The organism is Curtobacterium ammoniigenes NBRC 101786, assembly GCF_001571045.1.
Classification (GTDB): Bacteria; Actinomycetota; Actinomycetes; order Actinomycetales; family Microbacteriaceae; genus Curtobacterium; species Curtobacterium ammoniigenes.
This window is the reverse complement of sequence record NZ_BCSV01000002.1, coordinates 312681-335082: the sequence shown is the minus strand read 5'-3', so window position 1 is coordinate 335082 and position 22402 is coordinate 312681. Positions and strand designations below refer to the sequence as shown.

The 22402-nt window shown below is 65.8% G+C and carries 18 protein-coding genes; 9 read left to right on the top strand and 9 right to left on the bottom strand.

Features of this window, described 5'->3' with window-relative positions; genetic code table 11:
• Positions 1 to 83: 83 nt before the first annotated feature.
• The 4 genes from CAM01S_RS05295 (at position 84) to CAM01S_RS05280 (ending at position 4924) form a co-directional block, all read left to right on the top strand.
• The gene (locus CAM01S_RS05295) at positions 84 to 779 is read left to right on the top strand and encodes a response regulator transcription factor (protein ID WP_066517371.1); all 696 of its coding nucleotides are present in this window, start codon (positions 84 to 86) and stop codon (positions 777 to 779) included.
• 32 nt (positions 780 to 811) lie between these two features.
• Positions 812 to 2191, top strand: coding sequence for a HAMP domain-containing sensor histidine kinase (locus CAM01S_RS05290; RefSeq protein WP_169795843.1), 1380 nt, complete (start codon positions 812 to 814; stop codon positions 2189 to 2191).
• A 202-nt stretch (positions 2192 to 2393) separates the two neighbouring features.
• Positions 2394 to 3704, top strand: coding sequence for an ISL3 family transposase (locus CAM01S_RS05285; protein WP_066517366.1), 1311 nt, complete (start codon positions 2394 to 2396; stop codon positions 3702 to 3704).
• A 395-nt stretch (positions 3705 to 4099) separates the two neighbouring features.
• Positions 4100 to 4924 carry a hypothetical protein gene (locus tag CAM01S_RS05280; RefSeq protein WP_066517363.1) on the top strand — a complete coding sequence of 275 codons (825 nt, stop codon included), beginning with the start codon at positions 4100 to 4102 and terminating at the stop codon, positions 4922 to 4924.
• A 342-nt stretch (positions 4925 to 5266) separates the two neighbouring features.
• On the opposite strand, the gene dnaB is transcribed toward CAM01S_RS05280, so the two are convergent.
• The 6 genes from dnaB to CAM01S_RS05250 all read right to left on the bottom strand — a co-directional run bounded on the left by dnaB (position 5267) and on the right by CAM01S_RS05250 (position 10450).
• Positions 5267 to 6628: a replicative DNA helicase gene (gene dnaB, locus CAM01S_RS05275; RefSeq protein WP_066518615.1), complete on the bottom strand. Its 1362-nt coding sequence runs from the start codon at positions 6626 to 6628 to the stop codon at positions 5267 to 5269.
• Positions 6629 to 7189: 561 nt separating this feature from the next.
• Positions 7190 to 7642: a 50S ribosomal protein L9 gene (gene rplI, locus CAM01S_RS05270; protein ID WP_066517361.1), complete on the bottom strand. Its 453-nt coding sequence runs from the start codon at positions 7640 to 7642 to the stop codon at positions 7190 to 7192.
• A gap of 17 nt (positions 7643 to 7659) precedes the next feature.
• Positions 7660 to 7920, bottom strand: a complete 261-nt coding sequence (rpsR, locus tag CAM01S_RS05265) for a 30S ribosomal protein S18 (RefSeq protein ID WP_066517360.1) — start codon at positions 7918 to 7920, stop codon at positions 7660 to 7662.
• 56 nt (positions 7921 to 7976) lie between these two features.
• Entirely contained in the window at positions 7977 to 8519 is a 543-nt protein-coding gene (locus CAM01S_RS05260; RefSeq protein ID WP_066517358.1) for a single-stranded DNA-binding protein, read from the bottom strand.
• Between the two features lie 3 nt (positions 8520 to 8522).
• Entirely contained in the window at positions 8523 to 8888 is a 366-nt protein-coding gene (rpsF, locus tag CAM01S_RS05255) for a 30S ribosomal protein S6 (RefSeq protein ID WP_066517357.1), read from the bottom strand.
• Between the two features lie 134 nt (positions 8889 to 9022).
• The gene (locus CAM01S_RS05250; protein WP_066517356.1) at positions 9023 to 10450 is read right to left on the bottom strand and encodes a CCA tRNA nucleotidyltransferase; all 1428 of its coding nucleotides are present in this window, start codon (positions 10448 to 10450) and stop codon (positions 9023 to 9025) included.
• Between CAM01S_RS05250 and CAM01S_RS15055 the strand changes: the two genes are divergently transcribed.
• The 5 genes from CAM01S_RS15055 (at position 10449) to CAM01S_RS05225 (ending at position 18669) form a co-directional block, all read left to right on the top strand.
• Positions 10449 to 14756, top strand: coding sequence for a DUF6049 family protein (locus tag CAM01S_RS15055; protein WP_306306279.1), 4308 nt, complete (start codon positions 10449 to 10451; stop codon positions 14754 to 14756). The two genes, CAM01S_RS05250 and CAM01S_RS15055, sit on opposite strands and share 2 nt — an antisense overlap.
• Positions 14757 to 14877: 121 nt before the next feature.
• Complete coding sequence (trxB, locus tag CAM01S_RS05240; RefSeq protein ID WP_066517354.1) at positions 14878 to 15861, top strand: thioredoxin-disulfide reductase; 984 nt, start codon at positions 14878 to 14880, stop codon at positions 15859 to 15861.
• Between the two features lie 63 nt (positions 15862 to 15924).
• Entirely contained in the window at positions 15925 to 16251 is a 327-nt protein-coding gene (trxA, locus tag CAM01S_RS05235) for a thioredoxin (protein ID WP_066517352.1), read from the top strand.
• Positions 16252 to 16382: 131 nt separating this feature from the next.
• The gene (locus tag CAM01S_RS05230; RefSeq protein WP_066517350.1) at positions 16383 to 17687 is read left to right on the top strand and encodes an aminotransferase-like domain-containing protein; all 1305 of its coding nucleotides are present in this window, start codon (positions 16383 to 16385) and stop codon (positions 17685 to 17687) included.
• A gap of 22 nt (positions 17688 to 17709) precedes the next feature.
• Positions 17710 to 18669 carry a D-alanine--D-alanine ligase family protein gene (locus tag CAM01S_RS05225; protein WP_066517348.1) on the top strand — a complete coding sequence of 320 codons (960 nt, stop codon included), beginning with the start codon at positions 17710 to 17712 and terminating at the stop codon, positions 18667 to 18669.
• 1133 nt (positions 18670 to 19802) lie between these two features.
• Here CAM01S_RS05225 and CAM01S_RS05220 read toward each other — a convergent pair.
• Genes CAM01S_RS05220 through rsmG form a run of 3 tightly spaced genes read right to left on the bottom strand, consistent with a single transcriptional unit; the run spans position 19803 to position 22323 of the window.
• Positions 19803 to 20768 carry a ParB/RepB/Spo0J family partition protein gene (locus tag CAM01S_RS05220; protein WP_066517339.1) on the bottom strand — a complete coding sequence of 322 codons (966 nt, stop codon included), beginning with the start codon at positions 20766 to 20768 and terminating at the stop codon, positions 19803 to 19805.
• Positions 20768 to 21661 (bottom strand): ParA family protein, encoded by an 894-nt coding sequence (locus tag CAM01S_RS05215; RefSeq protein WP_066517337.1) that lies wholly within the window; start codon positions 21659 to 21661, stop codon positions 20768 to 20770. Before CAM01S_RS05215 ends, CAM01S_RS05220 begins: the two co-directional genes overlap by 1 nt.
• A gap of 59 nt (positions 21662 to 21720) precedes the next feature.
• Positions 21721 to 22323 (bottom strand): 16S rRNA (guanine(527)-N(7))-methyltransferase RsmG, encoded by a 603-nt coding sequence (gene rsmG / locus CAM01S_RS05210; RefSeq protein WP_066518609.1) that lies wholly within the window; start codon positions 22321 to 22323, stop codon positions 21721 to 21723.
• Between the last annotated feature and the right edge of the window lie 79 nt (positions 22324 to 22402).

The window sequence follows — 22402 nt, the reverse complement described above, 5'->3', positions numbered from 1 at the left end:
ACCTCCGAGATCCCTGTCTGTGGACGCTGCGGGTTGGGTGGTGCGTGGCGGCAATGGCAAAGTCGGGAAGCAGGAGGCCACGCATGCGACTGCTGATCGTTGAGGACGAGCCGGTGATGCGCGCCGCGTTGGAGCGAGGGCTCGCAGCGCACGGGTTTGTCGTTGAGGTTGCCGATAACGGGGTGGATGGGCTTTGGCTGGCGAGGGAGGGCGATTTCGACTTGGTCATCCTCGACGTCATGCTGCCGGGTTTGTCCGGTGATGAGGTGTGCCGAGAGTTGCGACGGGATGGTTCGTCCATCCCGGTGCTCGTGCTCACGGCCCGCAGTGACGAGCTCGACGAGGCGCGGGGCCTGGACGGCGGCGCAGACGACTTTCTCGCCAAGCCGTTCTCGTTCGTCGTGTTGCTCGCGCGCATTCGTGCGCTGCTGCGCAGGAGTAACGGCAGCCCGGGTCCGGTGCTGCGCAGCGGAGACCTCGCGCTGGATCCTGCGGGCGGTCGCTGTTGGGTGGGTGCGGACGAGGTCTCGCTCACGTCTCGGGAGTTCGCGCTGATCGAGTTTCTTCTGCACCGGAAAGGGCAGACGGTGTCCCGAAACGCGATCGCCGCGCATGTGTGGGATGCCGACCTTGATATTGACTCCAACGTCATCGAGGTCTACATCGGCTATCTGCGACGCAAGCTTGACCAACCGGGTGCGGAATCGCGGATCAGGACCATCCGGGGGATGGGATACCGGTTGCTTGAACAGTCGGAACCGGGCGGCGTCGACGCATGATCAGGCTCACCGGACGCGGTATCCGACCGCGAGTGACGGCCACTGCTGCGGTTGTCGTGGCGCTGACCCTGCTGGTGGCTGGCGTCGCGCTTGTCGCACTGGTGCGCTGGTCACTGATCCGCGCGATCGACCAGGCTGCTCATGACCAGGTGACTGCGGTCACGTCCGCGATCGCTGCGGGACAGCTTGGAGCGACAGTGCCAAGCGGACGGTCCGCGACCACGTTGGTCCAGGTCGTGGACGCGTCGAACACCGTGCAGGCAGCGACGTCGAATATTCAAGGCGAACCGCCGATCCTGCCCACAGTCCCGGTGGGCGGGCAGCGTTTCGTGACGCGCTCGAACCTGCCGCTGGGCCCGGGAGCGTTTCGTGTGCTGATCGCTCCTGTACGGCTGCACGGCCAGACGGGGCACATCTACATCGCCACGTCGTTGACGCAAGTCAACGCCGCGACGACGAACACCGCCATTCTGTTCGGCGCTGGCCTTCCGATCACGGTCGCGCTGCTCAGCTGGGTGGTGTGGCGGTCGGCGACCCGAGCGCTCCGCCCGGTTGATCGCATCCGTGAACACACCGCGCTGATCCAAGCCGAAACCATAACTGCGCGCGTGCCCGTTCCCGACACCGACGACGAGATCAGCCGGCTCGCGCTGACGATGAATCAAATGCTGGATCGCCTTGAGCGCTCCAGCCGTCAACAGGCCGAGTTCGTCGGGAACGCCTCCCATGAGTTGAAAAGCCCCCTCGCTGCGCTCCGAACACACCTCGAGGTCGCCCTCGACGAGGAGAGCGATGCGGCGCGCCGCGAGGTGCTGACCATCGCGGACGAACAGGTGCAGCGGATGGCGGAGCTGATCGAGGACCTGCTGTTCCTCGCCCGCGAGCGCGAACAACTAAACGGTGTCGCTTCGTGGGTCGATTTGGACGAAATCGTTCTCGCCGAGGCCACACGATTGCGCCGATTCGGGCGAGTCGACATCATCACCCACCATCTCGATGCGACCCGCATTCACGGGTCGGGCCGCTCCCTCGCGCGGATGCTGGCCAACGTGGGCGACAACGCGATGCATTTCGCGCGAACAGCCGTGATGATCGACCTCAGATCCGGGGGCGGCCAGGCTGTCATCACCATCACCGATGACGGGCCCGGAATCCCGCCCAGCGAACGTGAGCACGTCTTTCAGCGGTTCGCCCGGCTCGACACCGCACGCACGCGCCCCGGCAACAGCCCCGGAACAGGGCTCGGGCTCGCCATCGCCCGACAAATCGCCCAAGATCATGGGGGCGTGATCAGCATCGACGACCGTGCCGACCAACGCCCCGGAGCGGTGGTGAAGATCAGCCTGCCGTCCCCTGAACACGCGACCACCCCAATGGTCGCCGCCCCAGCCGACAGCGAAAGCGCTCGCTAGAAACACTCTCCGCACCACGGCCCGGTCACGGTTTGCCCAGACCGTTCCTGCGCGGAGGTCGCGAGGCAAAAGTGTGATCGACGACAGTTATCGGCTCATCGCAAACGAGGGTGTAGCCGGGGCGTGCGTGGCGGTGTGCGGGTAGGGGTCGAGGTCCCCCGATGATGAAGGTTCCTACGCCGCTCATCCGGAAGACCTCGACGTGTCCCACGCTACCTTCACGCCTGCCGACCTCACCACGTTCTGCGGTCTCGACGAGCTCGGTCTGGAGGCGGTCGGGCAGTATCTCGAACCAGGCCGGGCTGTCATCGAGTGCCGGGTGACCGACGCGGATCCGTGGTGCGTGGCCTGCGGATCGGAGGGCGTGCCGCGGGACACCGTGACCCGGCGGCTCGCGCATGAGCCGTTCGGGCACCGTCCCACGACGTTGCTGGTCCGGGTTCGCCGCTACCACTGCTCGGGCTGCGGCCGGGTCTGGCGGCAGGACGTGTCCGCGGCAGCGGAACCAAGGGCGAAGATCTCCCGGACGGGGCTGCGGTGGGCGCTGACCGGACTTGTCAACGACCACCGCACCATCTCGCGCGTCGCTGCCGGTTTGGGTGTGTCCTGGCACACCGCGAACAGCGCCGTCCTTACCGAGGGTCGGCGGACGCTGATCGATCAGCCGGGCCGGCTCGATGGGGTCACCACGATCGGTGTCGACGAGCATGTTTGGCGGCACACCCGTCGCGGCGATAAGTACGTCACCGTCATCATCGACCTCACCCCGAACCGCACCCGCACGCGACCTGCACGGCTGCTGGACATGGTGCCCGGCAGGTCCAAGCAGGTGTTCAAAGACTGGCTCGCTGCCCGACCCCAGTCCTGGCGTGACGGGATCGAGGTCGTCGCGATGGATGGATTCACCGGCTTCAAGACCGCCGCCGCGGAAGAGCTGCCCGACGCGGTCCCGGTGATGGACCCCTTCCACGTCGTCAAGCTCGCAGGCGACGCGTTGGACCGCTGCCGCAGACGTGTCCAGCAGACCCTCCACGGCCACCGCGGACGAGCATCCGATCCGCTCTACCGGGCCCGCCGCACCCTGCACACCGACGCGGACCTCCTCACCGACCGCCAGCACGCCCGCCTGAGCGCACTGTTCCGCGCCGATGAGCATGTGGAGGTCGAAGCGACCTGGGGCAACTACCAACGCATGGTCACCGCCTACCGGCACCCCGACAAGCAGATCGGGAAGCAGGAACTGCAGGCCGTGATCGACGTCCTCCGCACCGGCGTCCCACCGGCCCTGGTCGAGCTGCGCCGCCTCGGACGCACCCTGCAGCAACGCGCCACCGACGTGCTGGCGTTCTTCGACCGGCCCGGCACCTCCAACGGCCCCACCGAAGCCATCAACGGCCGCCTCGACCACCTCCGCGGCTCCGCCCTCGGCTTCCGGAACCTCACCAACTACATCGCCCGCAGCCTGCTCGAAACCGGCGGCTTCAGACCACAACTACACCCTCAAATGCGATGAGCCGCTAAACAGTTCTCCGGCGCGGGCAACGGAGAGCCAGATCGTCGCGAGGAGTTGCGATTCTTCGGGCTCCAGCGGTCGCGCAAGAGGACCCAGACCGTCTGCTGCTTTGTTAGTTCCGGGAACCGTCGCTGCAACCATGGAGATAGCATGCCTGAAAAGGCTCCTCTCCGAGCGGGACTGGGCACGTGGAGTCAAGGAACGATCCCTCGGATCGGCTCGCGGCTCGCGGCTCGGCGCAGTGCCTGAACGGAGCGGTCAGCCTTGTTCGACTTGGTCGCGTGAACGCGAAGTCAGCACAACGGCCGACATCTCGAACCTTCCAGGCGTCCTTATCCCTCAAACACGGGCCAGCCATTCCCCGATACCGGACACCATGCTGACAATCTGTTGCCATGAAGGACGAGATTGCCGCAGAAGACGCGCGAGTGCTTTCGGAGAGCATGTTGGAGTTAGCGGAGGTGGGCGGACTCGAGATCGGGGCGATGTTCGACCCGCCTCCGGATCAAAGCGTTGCGGGATTGCAGCGGGCGGACGCTGTCAACTTTTCTGATGGGGACAGCTGGGCTGTCTCCAGCGCTCAGGAGGCGATCGGGTGGACCACGCTTGCGGCTCTTGATCATGTCCGCGGCTACGCACTGCTCGTGCAAGCGGGCCTCAGCCTCGCCCCAATCGCACTTGCTCGCGCCGCAGTCGAGGCGCTCGGAATCGCTGGGTACTTGCTGGGATCTAAAGACGCGGAGGCTCTGCTGACGCGCTACCTAAGTTTGCGGTACTCAGAATTGCGTTTCCCCGCTAAGCACGGTGTCCAGATGGAAGATGGGGCCGGGGGCGTCATACTCGCGAGCAATCGCAAGTCCGAAATTAGGGAAGTTATGACGACAAAGGGCTTCCGCGCTCCGCTGCGCATCGAGATATCAGCACTTGCCACCGCTGTGATGGACAAGACGTTCGGCGGCCGGGGCGCTGAACACTACAGTCAGCTTTCTACAGCAACGCACTCGGCCGGACCAATGCTTGCTCTTCACATGTCAGCCACGTCACTGCGACCTTCGCGGGCGATAACGATTACGGCCGCATTAGAGGCGACCGGCTCGCTGGTATTCGTAGTCAACGAAATAATTCGTGTCTTCCAGCTGTCGGGAAACACCTGGCGATCAGCGTCATCCGACGCCTATGAAGCCGTAATCGTTCTGGCGGAGACGCTGAACAAAATGTAGCGAGCCATTCGCCAAGTCCCAGCCGCCGTATCGGACGATACAGCGGCCGATTTTGATGTAGGCGGGCCGACGATCGCAGCTCGGAGCAGTGCAATAAGGGCGCCGCGGTGGGTCTTCGAGAGGTGGAGACCTGGTGAGGAGTCACACGCGACGTCTCGACTCAACTTTGACTGCCTCGGTCGAACTTGGCTGCTCAACGAAGGCGTGAGCCCGGAAGGATCAGCCCGACCTATGACGTGATCTTGTGTAGGTCCGACAGCGCCACCCAAACTGTCCCGGACACCCCATTCGACAGTAATTCTGGCGCCTAGACAGTTGGCGGTGACGGTCGACAAGGACCCCCTACTGCGGCATATCCGCGAACCGGGAAAACATCCCGTGGAACGCGACGGTAATCGTGTCGGTCGGTCCGTTCCGGTGCTTCGCCACGATGAAGTCCGCTTCGCCCTGGCGAGGATTGTCTTTCTCGTAGGCGCTCTCACGGTGCAGCAGGATGACCATGTCGGCGTCCTGCTCGATCGACCCGGATTCGCGGAGGTCGGAGATTTGCGGCTTCTTGTCGGCGCGCTGCTCGGGGCCACGGTTCAGCTGCGAGAGTGCGATCACCGGCACCTGCAGCTCTTTCGCCATGAGCTTCAGGGCTCGGGAGAACTCGGAGACCTCCTGCTGCCGCGACTCGACGCGTTTACCAGATGTCATGAGCTGTAGGTAGTCGATCACGACGAGCTTGAGGTTGTGCTGCTGCTTCAAACGTCGGCACTTCGCGCGGATCTCGACGAGCGTCATGTTCGGGGAGTCGTCGATGAAGAACGGCGCATCGTTGATACGTCCGCGCGTCTGCGCGATCGTCGTCCAGTCGCGGCTGTCGACCGTGCCCTTCCGCATGTTCTGCAGGGGCACGCTCGACTCGGCGGACAACAAACGCATCGCGATCTCAGAACGGCCCATCTCCAACGAGAAGAACGCGGCACACATGTTGTGCTTGATCGCGGCAGCGCGCGCAAGGTCGAGCGCCAGCGTCGACTTTCCCAGCGCGGGCCGTGCCGCCACGATGATCAGCTGACCCGCGTGGAACCCGTTCGTCAGCGCGTCGAGCTGCGCGAACCCGGTTGGCACACCGGTCATCTGACCATCGCGGCCCTTCGCGGCCTCGATCTCGTCGATCGCAGTCCCGATCGCCTCCGTCAGCGGCACGTAATCCTCGGCCTGCACCCCACCGGCGACGTTGTACACCTCGGCCTGCGCACTGTTGACGAGGTCCGTGACCTCGCCCTCCGACGCATAGCCCATCTGCACGATCCGTGTACCGGCCTCCACCAGGCGGCGAAGCACCGCCTTCTCGGCGACGATCGACGCGTAGTAGCCCGCGTTCGCCGCCGTCGGCACGAGCGACGTCAGGCTGTGCAGATACTCGGCGCCACCGGCCCGCGACAACAGACCGGTCTTCGTCAACTCGTCAGTCACGGCGATGACGTCAGTGGGCTCACCATGCGAATACAACGACAGGATCGCGTCGAAGATCACCTCGTGCTTCGGAATGTAGAAGTCGACCGCCCGCGCCGTCTCGATCACATCTGCGACCGCATCCTTCGACAGCAGCATCCCGCCGATCGTCGACTGCTCTGCCAACAAGTCGTATGGGGGAGTGCGCTCCATACCGCGGTCGACGATGTCCGCCGGCACATTCAACTGCGCAATCGACATGTACGCCTCCTCGTCCCGCCGGGCCCCGAACCCGTCCCCATGAATACCGTCAGCGACCGACACCCCAGGTCGGCAGACCCCCTGATCCGCAAGCTCCCGCACCACGACGAGCACGGAAGCAAACAACCCGATCCGGAGGCTTCCCACACCCCGATTGAGTCGCTGACACACGGTAGGGGACAAAAGTTATCCCCAGCAACAGGCCCTGTGGATAACTCTGTGGAAGACACGGAGAACACGCCGGAAACCGGTGTGAACAAGTGTGGACAGGCCTGTGGATTCCGTGTGCACGATCCCGGTGAAAGTCCACCTGACCAGGTGTTTTCCATATCGCCGGCCATGTGGACAACCTTGCTTCAAGCCGTGCTCGAAGGTTCTCGACTTGACACGGGCCCTGTGTAGAAAAGCCTTGACAAAGCACCCCCGGACCGGGACTGTTCGGCGGGCTCCCAGGTGCGCTCACAGGTTTCGAGCGCGCTTCCAACAACGACGAACGGCGGGCCCCACAAGGGGAACCCGCCGTTCGGAGGCTGCCGGGGCAGCGTGCTCTGCAGTGCCGCGTTACTTGGCCGCGACGACCTTCAGAGCGATGGTCGCGACGATGTCTTCACGGAGGCGAACGGTCGCCTCGTGGTCACCGACGGACTTGATGGTGCCAGGCACCTCGACCTTGCGCTTGTCGAGCGAGCCGATGCCCTGCGCCTCCACTGCCGTGGCGACGTCGGCTGGACGGACGGAACCGAACAGACGGCCGTCCTTGCCGGCCTTCACCGAGAGCGTGACCGTGGTGGCTTCGAGCTTCATCTTGAGGTCCTGGGCCTCTTCGATGGTGGCGAGCTCGCGAGCGGCACGAGCCGCACGGATCGACTCGACCTGCTTCTCGCCGCCCTTGGACCACGCCACAGCGAAGCCCTGGGGGATCAGGTAGTTGCGTGCGTAGCCGTTCTTGACGTCGACGACGTCACCGGCAGAGCCGAGGCCGGAGACCTCGTGCGTGAGGATGAGCTTTGACATGAGGGGGATTCCTCCGATCAGCGGCCGGAGCCGGCGTAGGGGAGGAGCGCCATCTCACGGGCGTTCTTCACGGCACGGGCGATGAGGCGCTGCTCCTGAACGGAGACGCCGGTGATACGGCGGGCGCGGATCTTTCCGCGCTCGGAGATGAACTTGCGAAGGGTGGCGACGTCCTTGTAGTCGATGACGCCGACCTTGATCGACTTCGCGGGAGCGGCGTTCTTGCCGCCCTTGCCCCCGCGAGGCTTGCGGCGGTCGCCGCTGCTCTTTCCAGCCATTGTTGTTCCTTACGAAGAGAAGAAGAGTGTGATGTGCGAAGCGCGGAGCGCTCGGATCAGAACGGGGTCTCGTCGTCGTACGTGCCGCCCGGAGTGCTCCAGACGTCACCGCCCGACGCTCCCTGACCCTGCGGCGACCACGGCTCATCGGCCTGCCCGCCGCCGTTCCAGCCACCGCCGGAACCGCCGGAGCCGCCGCCGACCTGGCCGCGGCCTCCGCCGCCACCGCCGCCACCCGAAGCACGGGTGACCTGCGCGGTCGCGTACCGGAGCGAGGGGCCGATCTCATCGACCTCGAGCTCGATCGCGGTGCGGTTGTTGCCGTCGCGGTCCTGGTACGAGCGCTGCCGGAGACGACCCTGAGCGATCACACGCGAGCCCTTGGTCAGCGACCCGGCCACGTGTTCGGCGAATTCGCGCCAGACACTCGCACGGAGGAACAGCGCTTCGCCGTCCTTCCACTCGTTCGCCTGACGGTCGAACGTGCGAGGGGTGGACGCGATGGTGAAGTTCGCCACCGCGAGGCCGTTCTGCGTGTAGCGCAGCTCCGGGTCGCTGGTGAGGTTGCCCACCACCGTGATGACGGTTTCGCCGGCCATGGCTTACTCGGCGCTCGCGGTCGAGGCCTTGCGGGCGGCGCGAGCCGCGTCGCGCTGCTTCTGCGCGGCGACCTGGGCGATCGCTTCCTCGGCGCGGAGGACCTTGGTGCGCAGCACTGCCTCAGACAGGCCGAGCTGGCGGTCGAGCTCCTTCGCCGCAGCGGGGGAGGACGTGAAGTCGACGACGGCGTAGATGCCCTCGGACTTCTTGTTGATCTGGTAGGCCAGCCGACGACGGCCCCAGACGTCCACCTTGTCGACGGTTCCACCGTCGTTGCGGATCACGCTGAGGAATCGGTCGAGGCTCGGAGCGACGGTGCGCTCGTCGATCTCGGGGTCGAGGATCGCCATCAGTTCGTACTGGTGCATGCGGAACCCACCTCCTTTGGTCTAGAACGGCTCCGGGTCTGTCCCGGAGCAGGAGGGTTGTGCACGGTGTCGGCGCAGCACGAATGCGCGCAGACAACCCGGGTAGCTTACCGGACGGTCTGGAGGCGCGCCACCTACGCTCGGTCGGCCCACCACGCGCGAAGGCGAGCCTCCGCCTCCTCGGCTCCGAGGGGCCCCGATTCCATCCGGGTCTCGAGCAGGAAACGGTAGGCCTCCCCGACCTCCCGACCGGGCGGGATACCGAGCACGCGCATGATGTCGTCGCCGGACAGGTCCGGACGAATGGCATCCAGTTCTTCCTGGTCGCGGAGCGCCGCGATCCGCTCCTCCAGGTCGTCGTACGCGAATCCGAGTCGGTCGGCCTTGCGGCGGTTGCGCGTCGTCACGTCGGATCGGGTCAGCTCGTGCAGCCGCTCCAGCTGGTCGCCCGCATCGCGGACGTACCGGCGCACCGCCGAGTCGGTCCACGCCCCGTCGGTGTATCCGAAGAAGCGGAGATGCAGCTCGATGAGCTTCGTCACCGCGTCGATCGTGTCGTTGTCGAATCGCAGCGCCCGGAGCCGCTTGCGTGCGAGCTTCGCGCCGACGAGGTCGTGGTGATGGAAGCTCACCGCGCCCCCCGGCTCGAGCCGTCGCGTCGCCGGCTTGCCGATGTCGTGGAGGAGCGCCGCCAGTCGCAGCACCAGGTCCGGCGCCTCGCCGGGGTGCCGATCGTGTTCGTACCCGATCGCCTGTGACAGCACGGTCAGGGAGTGCTCGTAGACGTCCTTGTGGTGGTGATGCTCGTCGATCTCGAGTCGCATCGCGGGAAGCTCGGGGAGAATCCGCTCCGCGATCCCCGTGTCCACGAGCAGCCGAAGGCCCGGGATCGGATCGTCCGTCGAGAGGATCTTCACGAGCTCGTCGCGGATCCGCTCCGCCGAGACGATCGCGACGGTGTCTGCGAGCGCGGCCATCGCCTCCCGCACGTCGTCGGCAACGGTGAATCCGAGCTGCGATGCGAATCGCGCAGCACGCATCATCCGGAGCGGATCGTCGCGGAACGACACCGTGGGGGACTGGGGCGTTCGGAGGCGCGTTGCCAGCAGGTCGTCGAGGCCGCCTCCGTCGTCGACGAGCTCCTGCTGCGGCAGGCGCAGCGCCATCGCGTTGACCGTGAAATCCCGCCGAACGAGGTCCTCGTGGATGGAGGCGCCGAAGGTCACCTCCGGCTTGCGGGTTGCGCCGTCGTAGACGTCGCTGCGATACGTGGTGATCTCGACCTGCTCGCCGCGCACGCGAGCGGCGATCGTACCGAACTGGCGCCCGACATCCCACGTCGCGCTCGCGATCGGCGTGACGACCGTGAGGATTTCCTCGGGCGTGGCGTTCGTGGTGAAGTCGAGGTCGCTGACATGGCGACCAAGGAATGCATCGCGAACCGGACCGCCGACCAGGGCGAGTTCGAACCCGGCGGCGTCGAATGCTGCGGCGAGCGTCGAAACTGCGCCGGATGCGGCGAGGGAGCGGAGACGCTCGAGGGCCTGGGCGACAGAAGGCATGACCTATCGATCATCCCAGACCCGGGCGGTGCTCGGCGGCGTTCCTGTCTCGTCCTTCTACACTTGCCGCCAGGCCCGCTCTCACTCGGCCGTCGTCTGCATGCACTCATTCCGCTCATCCGCCGCCGCCATCGTGGCCGCTCTCGCCGCCATCGGCCTCCTCGGCGCGCCCGCGATGTCGGCTGCCGCCGCGACGCCGAGCGCCAGCACGAGCACGAGCACGAGCCCCAGCCCGAGCGCGTCGGCCGCCGCGACGGAACCGGCGATCACGGTGGCGCCCGAGAACGATGGCGTTGTGAAGCCGGGGGCCAACCTCACGCTCACGATCACCGTGCGGAACCGCACGGGGAGCGATCTGCCAGCGACCGCTGCAGAGCTGTACCTGCTGCGCACGCCGGTCGGTTCACGGACGGATCTTGCCGACTGGTTGCATGACACCAGCATCGAGGGTTACCTCGGTTCGCCAGTGCAGCCGATCCAAATTCCCGTTGTTCCTGCGCATCAATCCGTCACGGTCACCGGAGCGACGGTGCCGTCCTCGCTCCTGAAGCTCACGGGGACGACGTTCGGCGCACGGAAGATCGCCGTCGCGTACCAGAACAGCGCGTCGAACCTCGTCGGTCGCGCCGCATTCACCTGGGAGCCGACCACCGTCACGACGCCCACATCGTTCTCGGTCGCCATGCCGATCACGGTCCCACCCGTCACCGGGCAGTTCCTCTCGGCAGCGACGCTCGCCGCAGAGACCGGGCCCGGCGGCACCCTGACCGCGCAGCTCGACGCGACCGCCGGGAAGAATGTCGCGCTCGCGATCGACCCGCGCATCGTCGTCTCGATCCGACGTCTGGGCGTGAACGCCCCCCCGTCCGCCCTGACCTGGCTGGACCACCTCGAGCGCACGCATAACGAGAAGTTCGCGCTCCCGTTCGCTGACGCCGACGTCACCGGGCTCCGCCAAGCGGGTGCGACGAGCATTCTGGCGCCGATCGCGCTCGACCAGAACATCGACCCCAAGAACTTTCCCGGCGCAGCGACCCCGACGCCCACTCCAACGGGCACACCGAGCGTGGGGAGCACCCCGTCGACGGCCCCGTCAGCCACGCCCACGGCGACCGCGAGCGCAACCGCCCAGCCGGGAGGCGCACCGACGTCCGCCACCACCCCACCGACCCAGCCGCTCCAGCCCGGGAACCAGCCGACGCTGCCGACCACGCAGACCCTGACGGACTCCCCATATGCCTTGAGCGGCATCAGCTGGCCGGCCGAGAACACCGTCTCGACCGCTGATCTTGACGCGCTCGCTCTCGCAGGGGAGACGACCACGATCCTGAGCAGCGCGAACACCTCGGTGGGATCGAACGCCACCGTCGCAGCCTCCGAGACCGTGAGTGCGCATCACGCGCTGATCGCGGACCAGACGCTGTCGAGCCTCCTCCGCGGAGCAGCGACAGCGAACTCGGACACGACTTGGCGCGAGGACATGGCCGCGTTGACGGCGACGCTCGCCACGGTGACCCGGGAGGGCGCGCCTGGCACGATCCTCCTGACGCTCGACCGCGAGTGGCCGACCGACCCAACGCGTCTCTCGCAGACGCTCGATGCACTCGACACGATCGACTGGCTTGCGCCGACGGACCTGTCCGCGGCATCAAGCGCCGCGCCCGGCGCAGTGACCTTGACCGACCGGCACGACTCCGACACGCGTCTCGATCAGCTCACCCGCCTCGTGCATGTCGAGACCCGCGTCGCGAACTTCGCCTCCGCGGTATCGACACCTGCGCTGGTCACCGCTGGGGTGCGGAACGCGGTCCTCGTCGCGTCGTCGAACGCATGGCGCGGAGAATCGACCGGACTGCAGCATGCGGTCGACGACGTCGGTGCGCAGGGGTCGGCGATCGTATCCTCCGTCAATGTCGTCGACTCGAGCTCGATCACGCTGCTCGGCGATAGGTCGTCGTTGCCGGTGTCGGTCCGCAACAAGTCGGAGTGGCCCGTCACGGTCATGCTGTCCGTGCAGCCGTCCAACTCATTCCTTCGGGTGACCCGACCGGCCACGCAGGTTACGGTGCAGCCGGATTCCACCTATCGGGTGACAATCCCGGTGCAGTCCGTCGCGAATGGCAAGGTTCAGCTGATCCTGTCCCTGACCAGTCCGACCGGCGTGCGGATCGCACCGTCCAACTCGGTCGAGATCAACGTGCAGGCGCAGTGGGAGTCGATCATCACCGGGTTGGCGGCAGCGGCCGTCGTGCTCATCTTCGGCATCGGCATCGTTCGGAACGTGCGCCGTCGACTCCGCCGTCGACGGCTCGGGCTTCCGGACGAGGACGAGCCGGACCCGAACCGCCCGATCGACGATGAGGACGACGTCGATCGCGGCGACCACAGCGGTTATGGCGACGACCATGGCGGTTCTGGCGACGACCATGCCTCGCCGGCACGTCTGCACCCGGACGATCCGGTGACGGGGCGCGTTCTCGTCGGTTCCGTGCTGGGCTCCACCACAACCACTGATCGTTCCGCTCCGCGCGGCGACCGCTCTGAGGACGCAATGCAGCACCGTCAAGCGAGCGCACGCCTCCAGATGGCGGCCGCCTTGTCGCCGGACGCCGGCTACTGGCCCAAGGAACTCCCGCTCACTGGGACGACCCAGCAACCGCAGGTCGACGCGTCCAGCGCCGCGGAGCGCGGCCTCGGCCGGGCAAGCGCAATGCTCGCGGCCGGGACGATGTTCTCGCGGGTGCTCGGATTCGTGAAGACCTTCGTCCTCGCCGCCGCGATCGGACAGTCCGGAAGCGCGGCGGCGAACGCGTTCGCGGTGTCGAACCAGCTGCCGAACAGCGTGTACACGCTGATCGCGGGCGGTCTGCTCAGCGCCGCACTCATCCCGCAGATCGTCCGGGCGACCCGACACCCCGACGGCGGTCAGCGCTACATCGACAAGATCGTCACGATCGGCGTCGTGATCTTCCTCACGGTCACTGTGATCGCGACGATCGCAGCGCCGGTGCTCGTCCGCGTGTACAGCCAGTCAGCGTCGCATGGCGGCAAGGGCTTCACGGAGTCGACCACGGCGCTCGCGGTCGCGTTCGCGTTCTGGTGCCTTCCGCAGATCCTGTTCTATGCGCTCTACTCGCTCCTCGGCGAAGTCCTGAACGCCCGTCAGGTGTTCGGTCCGTTCACGTGGGCACCGTTGCTCAACAACGTCATCGCGATCGCCGGCCTGATCGTCTTCATCGCGCTCTTCGGCACCAGGCAAGAGAATTCGAATCCACTCGACTGGACGCCGACGAAAATCGCGGTGCTCGCCGGCACGGCGACCCTCGGCGTGGCGGTGCAGGCCGCGTTCCTCGTCCTGTTCTGGAGGCGCGCGGGGCTGACCTATCGGCCCGACTTCCGGTGGCGAGGCGTCGGTCTTCGCGGCACCGGAACGGCCGCGGGGTGGCTGTTCCTCATGATCCTCACCACGCAGCTCGCGGGCATCGTGCAGTCGCGGGTGAGCTCACTTGGCGCGGGAGCGGCGAACGCGACGCTGCAGAACGCATGGCTGCTGTTCATGCTCCCGCATTCGATCATCACCGTGTCCATCGCGACCGCGTATTTCACACGGATGAGCCACGATGCCGAGCGGGGCGACCTCGACGCAGTCCGGAGGAACCTGTCGCTGTCGCTGCGCATCGTCGGGCTCTTCACGGTGTTCGCAGCGGTCGCACTGATGGTGGTGGCGTTCCCGTTCGCCCGACTCTACGAGCACGCGTTCGGCGACGTCCGGGCCATGGCGGGGGTGCTCCTCGCGTACATGCCGGGACTCGTTCTCTTCAGCATGCTGTTCATCATCCAGCGCGCATTCTGGGCGATGCACGACCATCGAACGCCCTTCCTCATGCAGCTCGTGCAGTCCGGTCTGTTCGTGATCGGCGCGCTCAGCGTCGCGGCACTGCCGGGATCGTGGATCGGCATCGGTGTGGCCGGAGTAACCACCATCGCTGGTTCGACGCAGACAATCATCGCGCTCGTGATCGTCCGACGGAGGCTTCGCGGTGTCGAGGGAGCGCTCGTGACGCGCTCCCATGTGCAGTTCCTTGTCGCCGCCGCGATCGCGGGGGCTGCGGGCTTCGCGGTGGCCACGTTCTTCGGCGCGTATCGATCGTCGGGCTTCGCGATGACCGACGTCACGAGCGCGGGTATCACGCTGCTCCTGACGAGCGCAGTCATGGGAGTCGTCTACTTCGCTGGCCTCATGCTGTTCCGAAACGCGGAAGTCCGGAGCGCGGTCGAGCTCGTCCGCGGGCGGGTTCGCCGCTGATCCGCGCTGGCCGCTGGCCCAGCCCGGCAGTTGCACAGCCTGGTCGCCCCGACCGTGTCTCGGAATAGGTGATCGGTAGCATGTGTTGACGCGATCAGCATCAAGAAAGGGCGGACCGCACATGCGCCAGCTCATCATCATCGGCTCTGGACCGGCGGGATTCACCGCGGCGATCTACGCCGCCCGCGCGGAACTGAAGCCGCTGGTCATCGCATCGAGCGTCGAAACGGGCGGTGAGCTCACCAAGACCACCGAGGTCGAGAACTTCCCGGGTTTCCCCGAGGGGATCCAAGGGCCTGACCTGATGATCAAGATGCAGGAGCAGGCAGAGAAGTTCGGCGCGGAGATCGTCTACGACGACGCTGTGTCCGTCGAGCTCGAGGGCCCCATCAAGCGCGTCACTGTCGGCGCGGGAACGACCTACGAAGCCCTTGCAGTGATCTACGCGACCGGCTCCGCGTACCGCCATCTGGGCCTCCCGGACGAACAGCGACTTTCCGGGCATGGCGTGTCCTGGTGCGCGACGTGCGACGGGTTCTTTTTCCGGCAGAAGAACATCGCGGTCGTCGGCGGCGGCGACTCCGCGATGGAGGAGGCGACATTCTTGACGCGCTTCGCCGACAAGGTCACCGTGATCCACCGGAAGGACACGCTGCGTGCCTCCAAGATCATGCAGGAACGCGCGTTCGCCGATCCGAAGATCGAGTTCGCGTGGAACAAGACCGTGTCCGCGATCCACGGTGAAAGCGCCGTGACGGGCGTGACCCTGACCGACACGGTGACGGGTGAGACCTCGGAGCTCGCGCTCGACGGACTGTTCATCGCCATCGGGAACGATCCGCGCGTGCATCTCGTGCACGGCCAACTCGATCTCGCTCCGGAGGGCACGATCGCGGTGCAGGGGCGCTCGTCGAGGACGAACCTCGAGGGTGTGTTCGCCGCCGGAGACGTCATCGACCCCACCTACCGCCAAGCGATCACCGCTGCGGGTTCCGGAACCGTGGCGGCGCTCGACGCCGAGAAGTACCTGGCGGAGCTCGACCCCACGCTCACCGCATCCGCTGACGGTGACGCACCGGTGTCTCCGGTCACCGCATCGGCCTAAGGGAATACTCGACCGGGACCACGCGTTTCCGGATCCGAACGCTTGTTGACAAGGGAGCATGACATGTCCAACGCCAAAGCAGTGACCGACGCCTCGTTCTCCGAGGACGTCCTGCAGTCCGACAAGACGATCCTCGTCGACTTCTGGGCGGAATGGTGCGGACCGTGTCGCGCGGTCTCGCCGATCCTCGACCAGATCGCCGCGGAACACGCCGACAAGATCGAGATCGTCAAACTGAACGTCGACGAGAACCCGCAGGCGGCGATGAACTACCAGATCACGTCGATCCCTGCAATGAAGGTCTTCCGCGGTGGCGAGGTCGTCAAGACCGTCATCGGGGCCAAGCCGAAGCCGGCGCTTGAGGCCGACCTCGCGGAGTTCCTCGCGTAGGCAGCACGCAGCGTCGTCGAAGAACGGCCCGTTCCCTCGCACCGGCAGGGGACGGGCCGTTTGTCGTTGTACTGTGAGCGGAACGCTCGATTTTCCGGCCGACCGGAACGACGCAATCTGGAGACTGCACGATGACGAACAGAGGAACAAGCCTCGACCCTTGGTATGACTCGTACGCCCAGCGCACCGCAGGGCTGAGCGCATCAGAGGTTCGGGCACTGTTCGCAGTCGCATCGCGCCCAGAGGTCGTCTCGCTTGCCGGCGGCATGCCATACGTCTCTGCGTTGCCCCGCGAACTGATCCACGCATCGCTTGATCGCGTCATGGGGGACGACCTCGCGATGGCCCTCCAATACGGCGGAGGCCAGGGTCTGCGCTCGCTCCGCGAGCACATCGTCGACATCATGGCGCTCGAGGGAGTCCGTGCAAGCGCTGAGGACGTTGTCGTCACCACCGGCTCGCAGCACGCACTCGATCTCCTCACCCGTCTCTTCATCGACCCGGGTGATGTGATCCTCGCAGAGTCGCCGTCATACGTTGGTGCCATCGGGATTTTCCGGTCCTATCAGGCAGAGACCGTGCACGTGGCGATGGACGCGGAGGGACTCATCCCGGAGTCGCTCCGGGAGACGATCGCGAGCCTCCGAACGCGCGGCAAGCGAATCAAGTTCCTGTACACGATTCCCAACTTCCATAACCCTGCGGGCGTGACCCTGAGCCGCGAGCGGCGCATCGAGATCCTCGATATCTGTCGCTCCAACGGGATCCTTGTGCTCGAGGACAACCCGTACGGGCTCCTCTGGTTCGACCACCCGGCTCCTCAGGCGATCCGATCGATCGACGACGAGGGGGTCGTCTACCTCGGCTCGTTCTCGAAGACGCTCGCTCCGGGCTTCCGCGTCGGTTGGGCGCTTGCTCCGCACGCAATCCGCGAAAAGCTGGTGTTGGCAAACGAATCGGCGGTGCTTGCACCGAACTCATTTGGCCAATACGTCATCAATGCGTATCTCGATGCTGCGGACTGGAAAGGCCAGGTGGACACGTTCCGGGGCCTGTACGCGGAGCGACGAGACGCGATGCTCGCCGGGCTGCGTGAGTTCCTCCCCGATCTGTCCTGGACGGAGCCGGACGGAGGCTTCTTCGTCTGGTTAACCCTGCCGGAATCGCTGAACGCGAAAGCGATGCTCCCGCGTGCTGTGAAGGAACTCGTCGCGTACACGCCCGGCACCGCCTTCTACGCCGACGGCCGCGGCGGCCAGCACATCCGATTGTCGTTCTGCTATCCGACCCCGGAGCAGATCCGCGTCGGTGTGAAGCGCCTCGCGACGGTCGTCAACGATGAACTGGAGTTGCTGGACACGTTCGGCTCCGCCACACGCCCGACTCCCGTCGTTCGACCCGCATCCGTTGGGGCTCCGCCCACCGACGTTGCCTAATCCCTGATGAGGGGCTCATTTCATGGCTGATTCGACGCGACGCGACGTGGTCGTCGTTGCCGGAGGCATTTCTCACGAGCGCGATGTCTCGCTGCGTTCTGGACGGCGCGTCGCCGACTCACTCACTGGCTTCGGCTGGAACGTGACGCTCCGCGATGCGGACGCACAGTTGCTTCCGGCGCTCGGGGCATCGCGCCCCGAAGTCGTGTGGCCAGCGTTGCACGGAGCGTCCGGCGAGGATGGTGCGCTCCGAGGGGTGCTCGAGGCGCTCGGCGTGCCCTTCGTCGGATCGCAAGCAACAGCAGCACGGTTGGCCTGGGACAAGCCGACCGCTTCGGAGGTCGCCCGTCGGGCAGGCCTATTCACTCCGAAGTCGGTGACACTGTCGCACGATGTCTTTCGTGAGCTCGGGGCCGTCAGCGTCCTCGATGCCGTCGGTGTTGAGCACACTGCACCACTCGTCGTGAAGCCGGCACGCGGTGGAAGCGCCCAGGGCGTCACTCGTGTGCTCGATATCGATGACCTGCCACGGGCAATGGTCACGGCCTACACCTACTGCGACGACGCGATTATCGAGCAGATGGTGACCGGAACCGAGATCGCCGTGGGGATTATCGATACCGGGGACGGACCTGTCGCGCTCCCCGCGGTGGAGATCGTCCCGAAGGCCGGCGTGTACGGGTTTGAGGCACGGTATAACGCGGGGGAGACAACCTTCTTCACGCCGGCACGCCTCGATGAGGAGCGTGCTTCCCGCGCGGCCGAGGCTGCCATCACTGCCCACAGTGCCCTCGCCCTCCGACACATCAGTCGCATCGACTTCATTGTCGACGGGGCCGGCACTCCCTGGTTCCTCGAGGCGAACGTGCTCCCTGGCCTAACGGAAACGTCACTCGTTCCGCAGGCACTCATTGCGGCCGGATACGATCTCGGCTGGGTCTACGCAGAATTGGCCGAGCAGGCCATCCGCGACAACGCCTGATCACGCCGCTCGTAGCGACTCGCCGCACAGACCCCCGATTCCTCGCGCGCGCTGCCCTACCCGAGTCGCTCGGTGGGCTGTCGGGCAGAACGCCCGGGGTTGCTCAGCCCCCTTCGGCTGCCCTACCTGACCGAGCGAGTTCACGGGCACGAGGAGACCCACGGGTGTCGCACTAACACCGGACGACCCTTCCTGGTCGGGACGCAGCCTACGGCTCGTGGCACGGCAGTCCTTCCCAGAGGTTCGGATGTTTCACGTGGAACAGTTGGCGGCGCGGACGAATTTGCGCGAGCGTTCGCGCCGCTCCGGTTGGCGTCACGTCTGCCGTCCCCGGCCTCATCAGTCTCCCTGCGGATCCAATCCTCGATGTTGCTCGAGTAACCTCCACTGGGATTCGCCGCTCTCCAGTCCGACTCGGAGCGCTCGGTATCCCTCCCGACGCGAGACTTACCGTCCCGAAGGAACAGCGCCAAGATCACTCTTGGAACCACGACCGTCGGGGGATATGCGGAACGCGATGTGGCGACGGGCGTCCGAGCCGGAGACTTCGCCTGTACTGCACTCCGCCCGTGCTCCACTCCGCCCGTTTTCCTCGCGCAATCTTCGGCCGGTCGGAACCAGAAGACGAGGCAGGCAAGTCACGTACACACGGCGAAATCCCTCATGGACGTTGTGCGCTGCATCGCAACGCCCAACCCTGGGCGCGACCGCGGCGGAGAACCGACGGTGCGTCACTCGGGATCCGCTCGATCCTGGTGCTCCGGACTTTCGCGGAGCACTTGCATGCGCCGGCCCGACGTCACCGCAGCGTCCAGTACGAGCTCGGGGACCAGCCTCCAGAAATCACGGCGACCCCGCCGAAGGCGAAGACGCGTGATCCAGCTGCCAATCCGCAGGGAACTTTGTTCGGCGATATTGGCGCGACCCTAGAGCGCAGCCCGGCCGATCTTCGCCACCAGGGGCAGAAACGCGCTCCGCGGAGTCGCACCTCAACCGGCCCGGAGCGCAGCTTCCGCCGCTACTGAGACAGCGAGAGCGCGCGCACCCCGCGGCTACCCGTGCGGGCCGCTCCCGATGTTTCACGTGAAACGGTGCGCAACGAGTCCGAGCGCCGTTTCACGTGAAACATCGCTTCACTCGATGACTTCAGCAGCGCCTATGTCGCCAAGAATACGGTTCAGATCCGCGAGCGACCCAAAGTCAATACTCACAGTCCCCTTGCGAGCCCCAAGGGAGATACGGACGCGCGTGTTCAGTCGATCGCCCAGCCGCTCAGCAACATCGTTGAGGTGAGCCTGTCGCTTGCCCTGGACTGGCTTGGTCTTGACCGGCCGAGCGGCGAGCGCAGCTGCAGCCGCCTCCGCTGCGCGCACCGACAGATCCTCGTTGACGATCTTCTCGGCGAGATACTCCATCGCCTCGGCGTCGGGCGCGGAGAGAATCGCGCGTGCGTGACCGGCGGAGAGAACACCCGCGGCAACGCGGCGCTGCACGGGGGAGGGGAGCCGCAGAAGACGGATCGTGTTCGTGATCTGGGGGCGTGACCGACCGATTCGCGTAGCCAACTCTTCCTGCGTGATACCGAAGTCAGCGAGGAGCTGCTGATACGCAGACGCCTCTTCGAGCGGATTCAGCTGAGCACGGTGGAGATTCTCAAGCAGCGCATCCCGGAGCATCGCATCGTCCGGGGTGTCCTTCACGATCGCTGGGATCGTCGAGAGCCCCAATTCCTTCGTAGCCCGGAGGCGTCGCTCGCCCATGATGAGCTCGTACCGGGCTCCCACCCCACTGGTCCCCGCGATCGGCCGTACGACAATCGGCTGAAGTACCCCGACCTCGCGGATCGAGTGAACGAGCTCTTGGAGGTCCTCTTCGCGGAACTCTTGCCGGGGCTGTTGGGCGTTCGGCACGATGTCCAATGGATTCAGATTCGCAAGCCGAGCCCCGGGCACCGCGATAAGGTCCTCCGCTGTCGCCGACGCGTCGAGTGGGGACTGATCACGTGCCGGGAAAAAGACATCGACGGGCCGGGACTCGTCGCTTCCCGTTGGAATGAGCGCGCCAATACCGCGCCCGAGTCCAGTTCGCTTCGGTGCCATCAGCGATCCGCTCCTCGCGCTGCAATCTCTGCCGCTGCCTCCAGATACGACAACGACCCACTTGAATTCACATCGTACGAGACGACGCTCTGTCCGTAGCTCGGCGCCTCACTCACTCGCACAGACCGCGGGATCATCGTCTGCAACACCTCGTTGCCGAAGTGCTCCCGGACCTCGGCCGCGACCTGATTTGCGAGGTTGGTACGCCCGTCGTACATCGTCAAGAGAATCGTCGACACGCGAAGGTCCGGGTTCAGATGCCGTTCGATGAGTTCGATGTTGCGCAGAAGCTGGCTTAACCCCTCAAGCGCGTAGTACTCGCACTGAATTGGAATGAGCACTTCCTTCGCCGCGACGAACGCATTGATTGTGAGGAGTCCGAGTGACGGAGGGCAGTCGATGAGAACGTAGTGCGGCGGCTCCTCCTGCGCCGTCAGATACTGATCGAGAGCCGTGCGGAGTCGCTGCTCTCGAGCGACAAGCGACACCAGCTCGATCTCAGCGCCAGCGAGGTGGATCGTCGCCGGGACGCACCACAGCCGCTCTGATTCGGGGGAGTGCTGGACCGCGTCCGCCAGTGGGGTCTCGTCCACGATGACGTCGTAGATACTCGCCGTATTGGGGTGACGTTCGACGCCAAGCGCCGTGGAGGCGTTGCCCTGCGGGTCGAGATCGATGACGAGTACACGGGCACCACCGCGAGCGAGGGCCGCCGCGAGGTTGACGGTGGTGGTCGTCTTCCCGACGCCGCCCTTCTGGTTCGATACGGTCATCACCCGCGTCGCTGCCGGCAATGGAAACTGCTGGCCTGCGATCGCTCGACGGCGCCGATTCAGATCCGCGATCTCACGAGCAAGCGGCGTCGATGAGTCGAAGTCGGCCGATGAGTTCACGGATCACTTCCCAGGGTCGATGTTCCACGTGAAACGCCGGTCCGAAGGGAGCGCTGGCGTCAGTCAACTGTAGCCCGGAAAACCCGCGTGGTCTCCGCTACCTGGCCGATGCCGAGCTCGAGAATATCGACGTCAGAGAGATGCGCGCGCGCGATCGCCTTCCGCGCTGCCGCGACTTCATCAGCCACGCGCGCACCCTTCATGAGGATGATCTCCCCGCCCGACCGCACGAGCGGAACAGCCATCGGAATGAGCTTGGTCAACGACGACACCGCCCGGGCGGTCGCCTGGTCGACCGCGACCTGATCGCGGACGTCTTCAGCCCGTCCTCGCACCACGGTCACGTTCGGGAGCTCGAGCCGTTCCGCCTCGCCTCGCAACCACGCCACACGGCGCTCCATGGGCTCGATGAGCGTGAACGACACGTCCGGGCGCGCGATGGCGAGTACGAGACCGGGCAGCCCGGCCCCCGAGCCGATGTCCGCAACATCCGCACCAGCCCGGAGCAGTGGCGCGAGCAACACAGAATTGAGGATGTGTCGACTCCACAGTCGCGGTGGCTCATCTGGTCCGATGAGTCCGAGCTCCTCGCCCCGGGCCCCCAGCTCATTCGTGAAGGACCTCGCGCGACGGATGTGGTCACCGAACAGCGTTGCTGCGATCGGGGGTTCCGGCTCAACGGCCGTTGCACCGCTCGCGCCTGGACGACCTCCGTTACCGTCGTCAACTTCCGCCGTTGGC

What these genes read in the sequence shown, in the direction of transcription:
- CAM01S_RS05295 (WP_066517371.1), top strand. Translation starts at nt 84, where the DNA reads ATGCGACTGCTGATCGTTGAGGACGAGCCGGTGATGCGCGCCGCGTTG.
- CAM01S_RS05280 (WP_066517363.1), top strand. Translation starts at nt 4,100, where the DNA reads ATGAAGGACGAGATTGCCGCAGAAGACGCGCGAGTGCTTTCGGAGAGC.
- dnaB (WP_066518615.1), bottom strand. Translation starts at nt 6,628, where the DNA reads ATGTCGATTGCGCAGTTGAATGTGCCGGCGGACATCGTCGACCGCGGT.
- rplI (WP_066517361.1), bottom strand. Translation starts at nt 7,642, where the DNA reads ATGTCAAAGCTCATCCTCACGCACGAGGTCTCCGGCCTCGGCTCTGCC.
- rpsR (WP_066517360.1), bottom strand. Translation starts at nt 7,920, where the DNA reads ATGGCTGGAAAGAGCAGCGGCGACCGCCGCAAGCCTCGCGGGGGCAAG.
- CAM01S_RS05260 (WP_066517358.1), bottom strand. Translation starts at nt 8,519, where the DNA reads ATGGCCGGCGAAACCGTCATCACGGTGGTGGGCAACCTCACCAGCGAC.
- rpsF (WP_066517357.1), bottom strand. Translation starts at nt 8,888, where the DNA reads ATGCACCAGTACGAACTGATGGCGATCCTCGACCCCGAGATCGACGAG.
- CAM01S_RS15055 (WP_306306279.1), top strand. Translation starts at nt 10,449, where the DNA reads ATGACCTATCGATCATCCCAGACCCGGGCGGTGCTCGGCGGCGTTCCT.
- CAM01S_RS05250 (WP_066517356.1), bottom strand. Translation starts at nt 10,450, where the DNA reads ATGCCTTCTGTCGCCCAGGCCCTCGAGCGTCTCCGCTCCCTCGCCGCA.
- trxB (WP_066517354.1), top strand. Translation starts at nt 14,878, where the DNA reads ATGCGCCAGCTCATCATCATCGGCTCTGGACCGGCGGGATTCACCGCG.
- trxA (WP_066517352.1), top strand. Translation starts at nt 15,925, where the DNA reads ATGTCCAACGCCAAAGCAGTGACCGACGCCTCGTTCTCCGAGGACGTC.
- CAM01S_RS05230 (WP_066517350.1), top strand. Translation starts at nt 16,383, where the DNA reads ATGACGAACAGAGGAACAAGCCTCGACCCTTGGTATGACTCGTACGCC.
- CAM01S_RS05225 (WP_066517348.1), top strand. Translation starts at nt 17,710, where the DNA reads ATGGCTGATTCGACGCGACGCGACGTGGTCGTCGTTGCCGGAGGCATT.
- CAM01S_RS05220 (WP_066517339.1), bottom strand. Translation starts at nt 20,768, where the DNA reads ATGGCACCGAAGCGAACTGGACTCGGGCGCGGTATTGGCGCGCTCATT.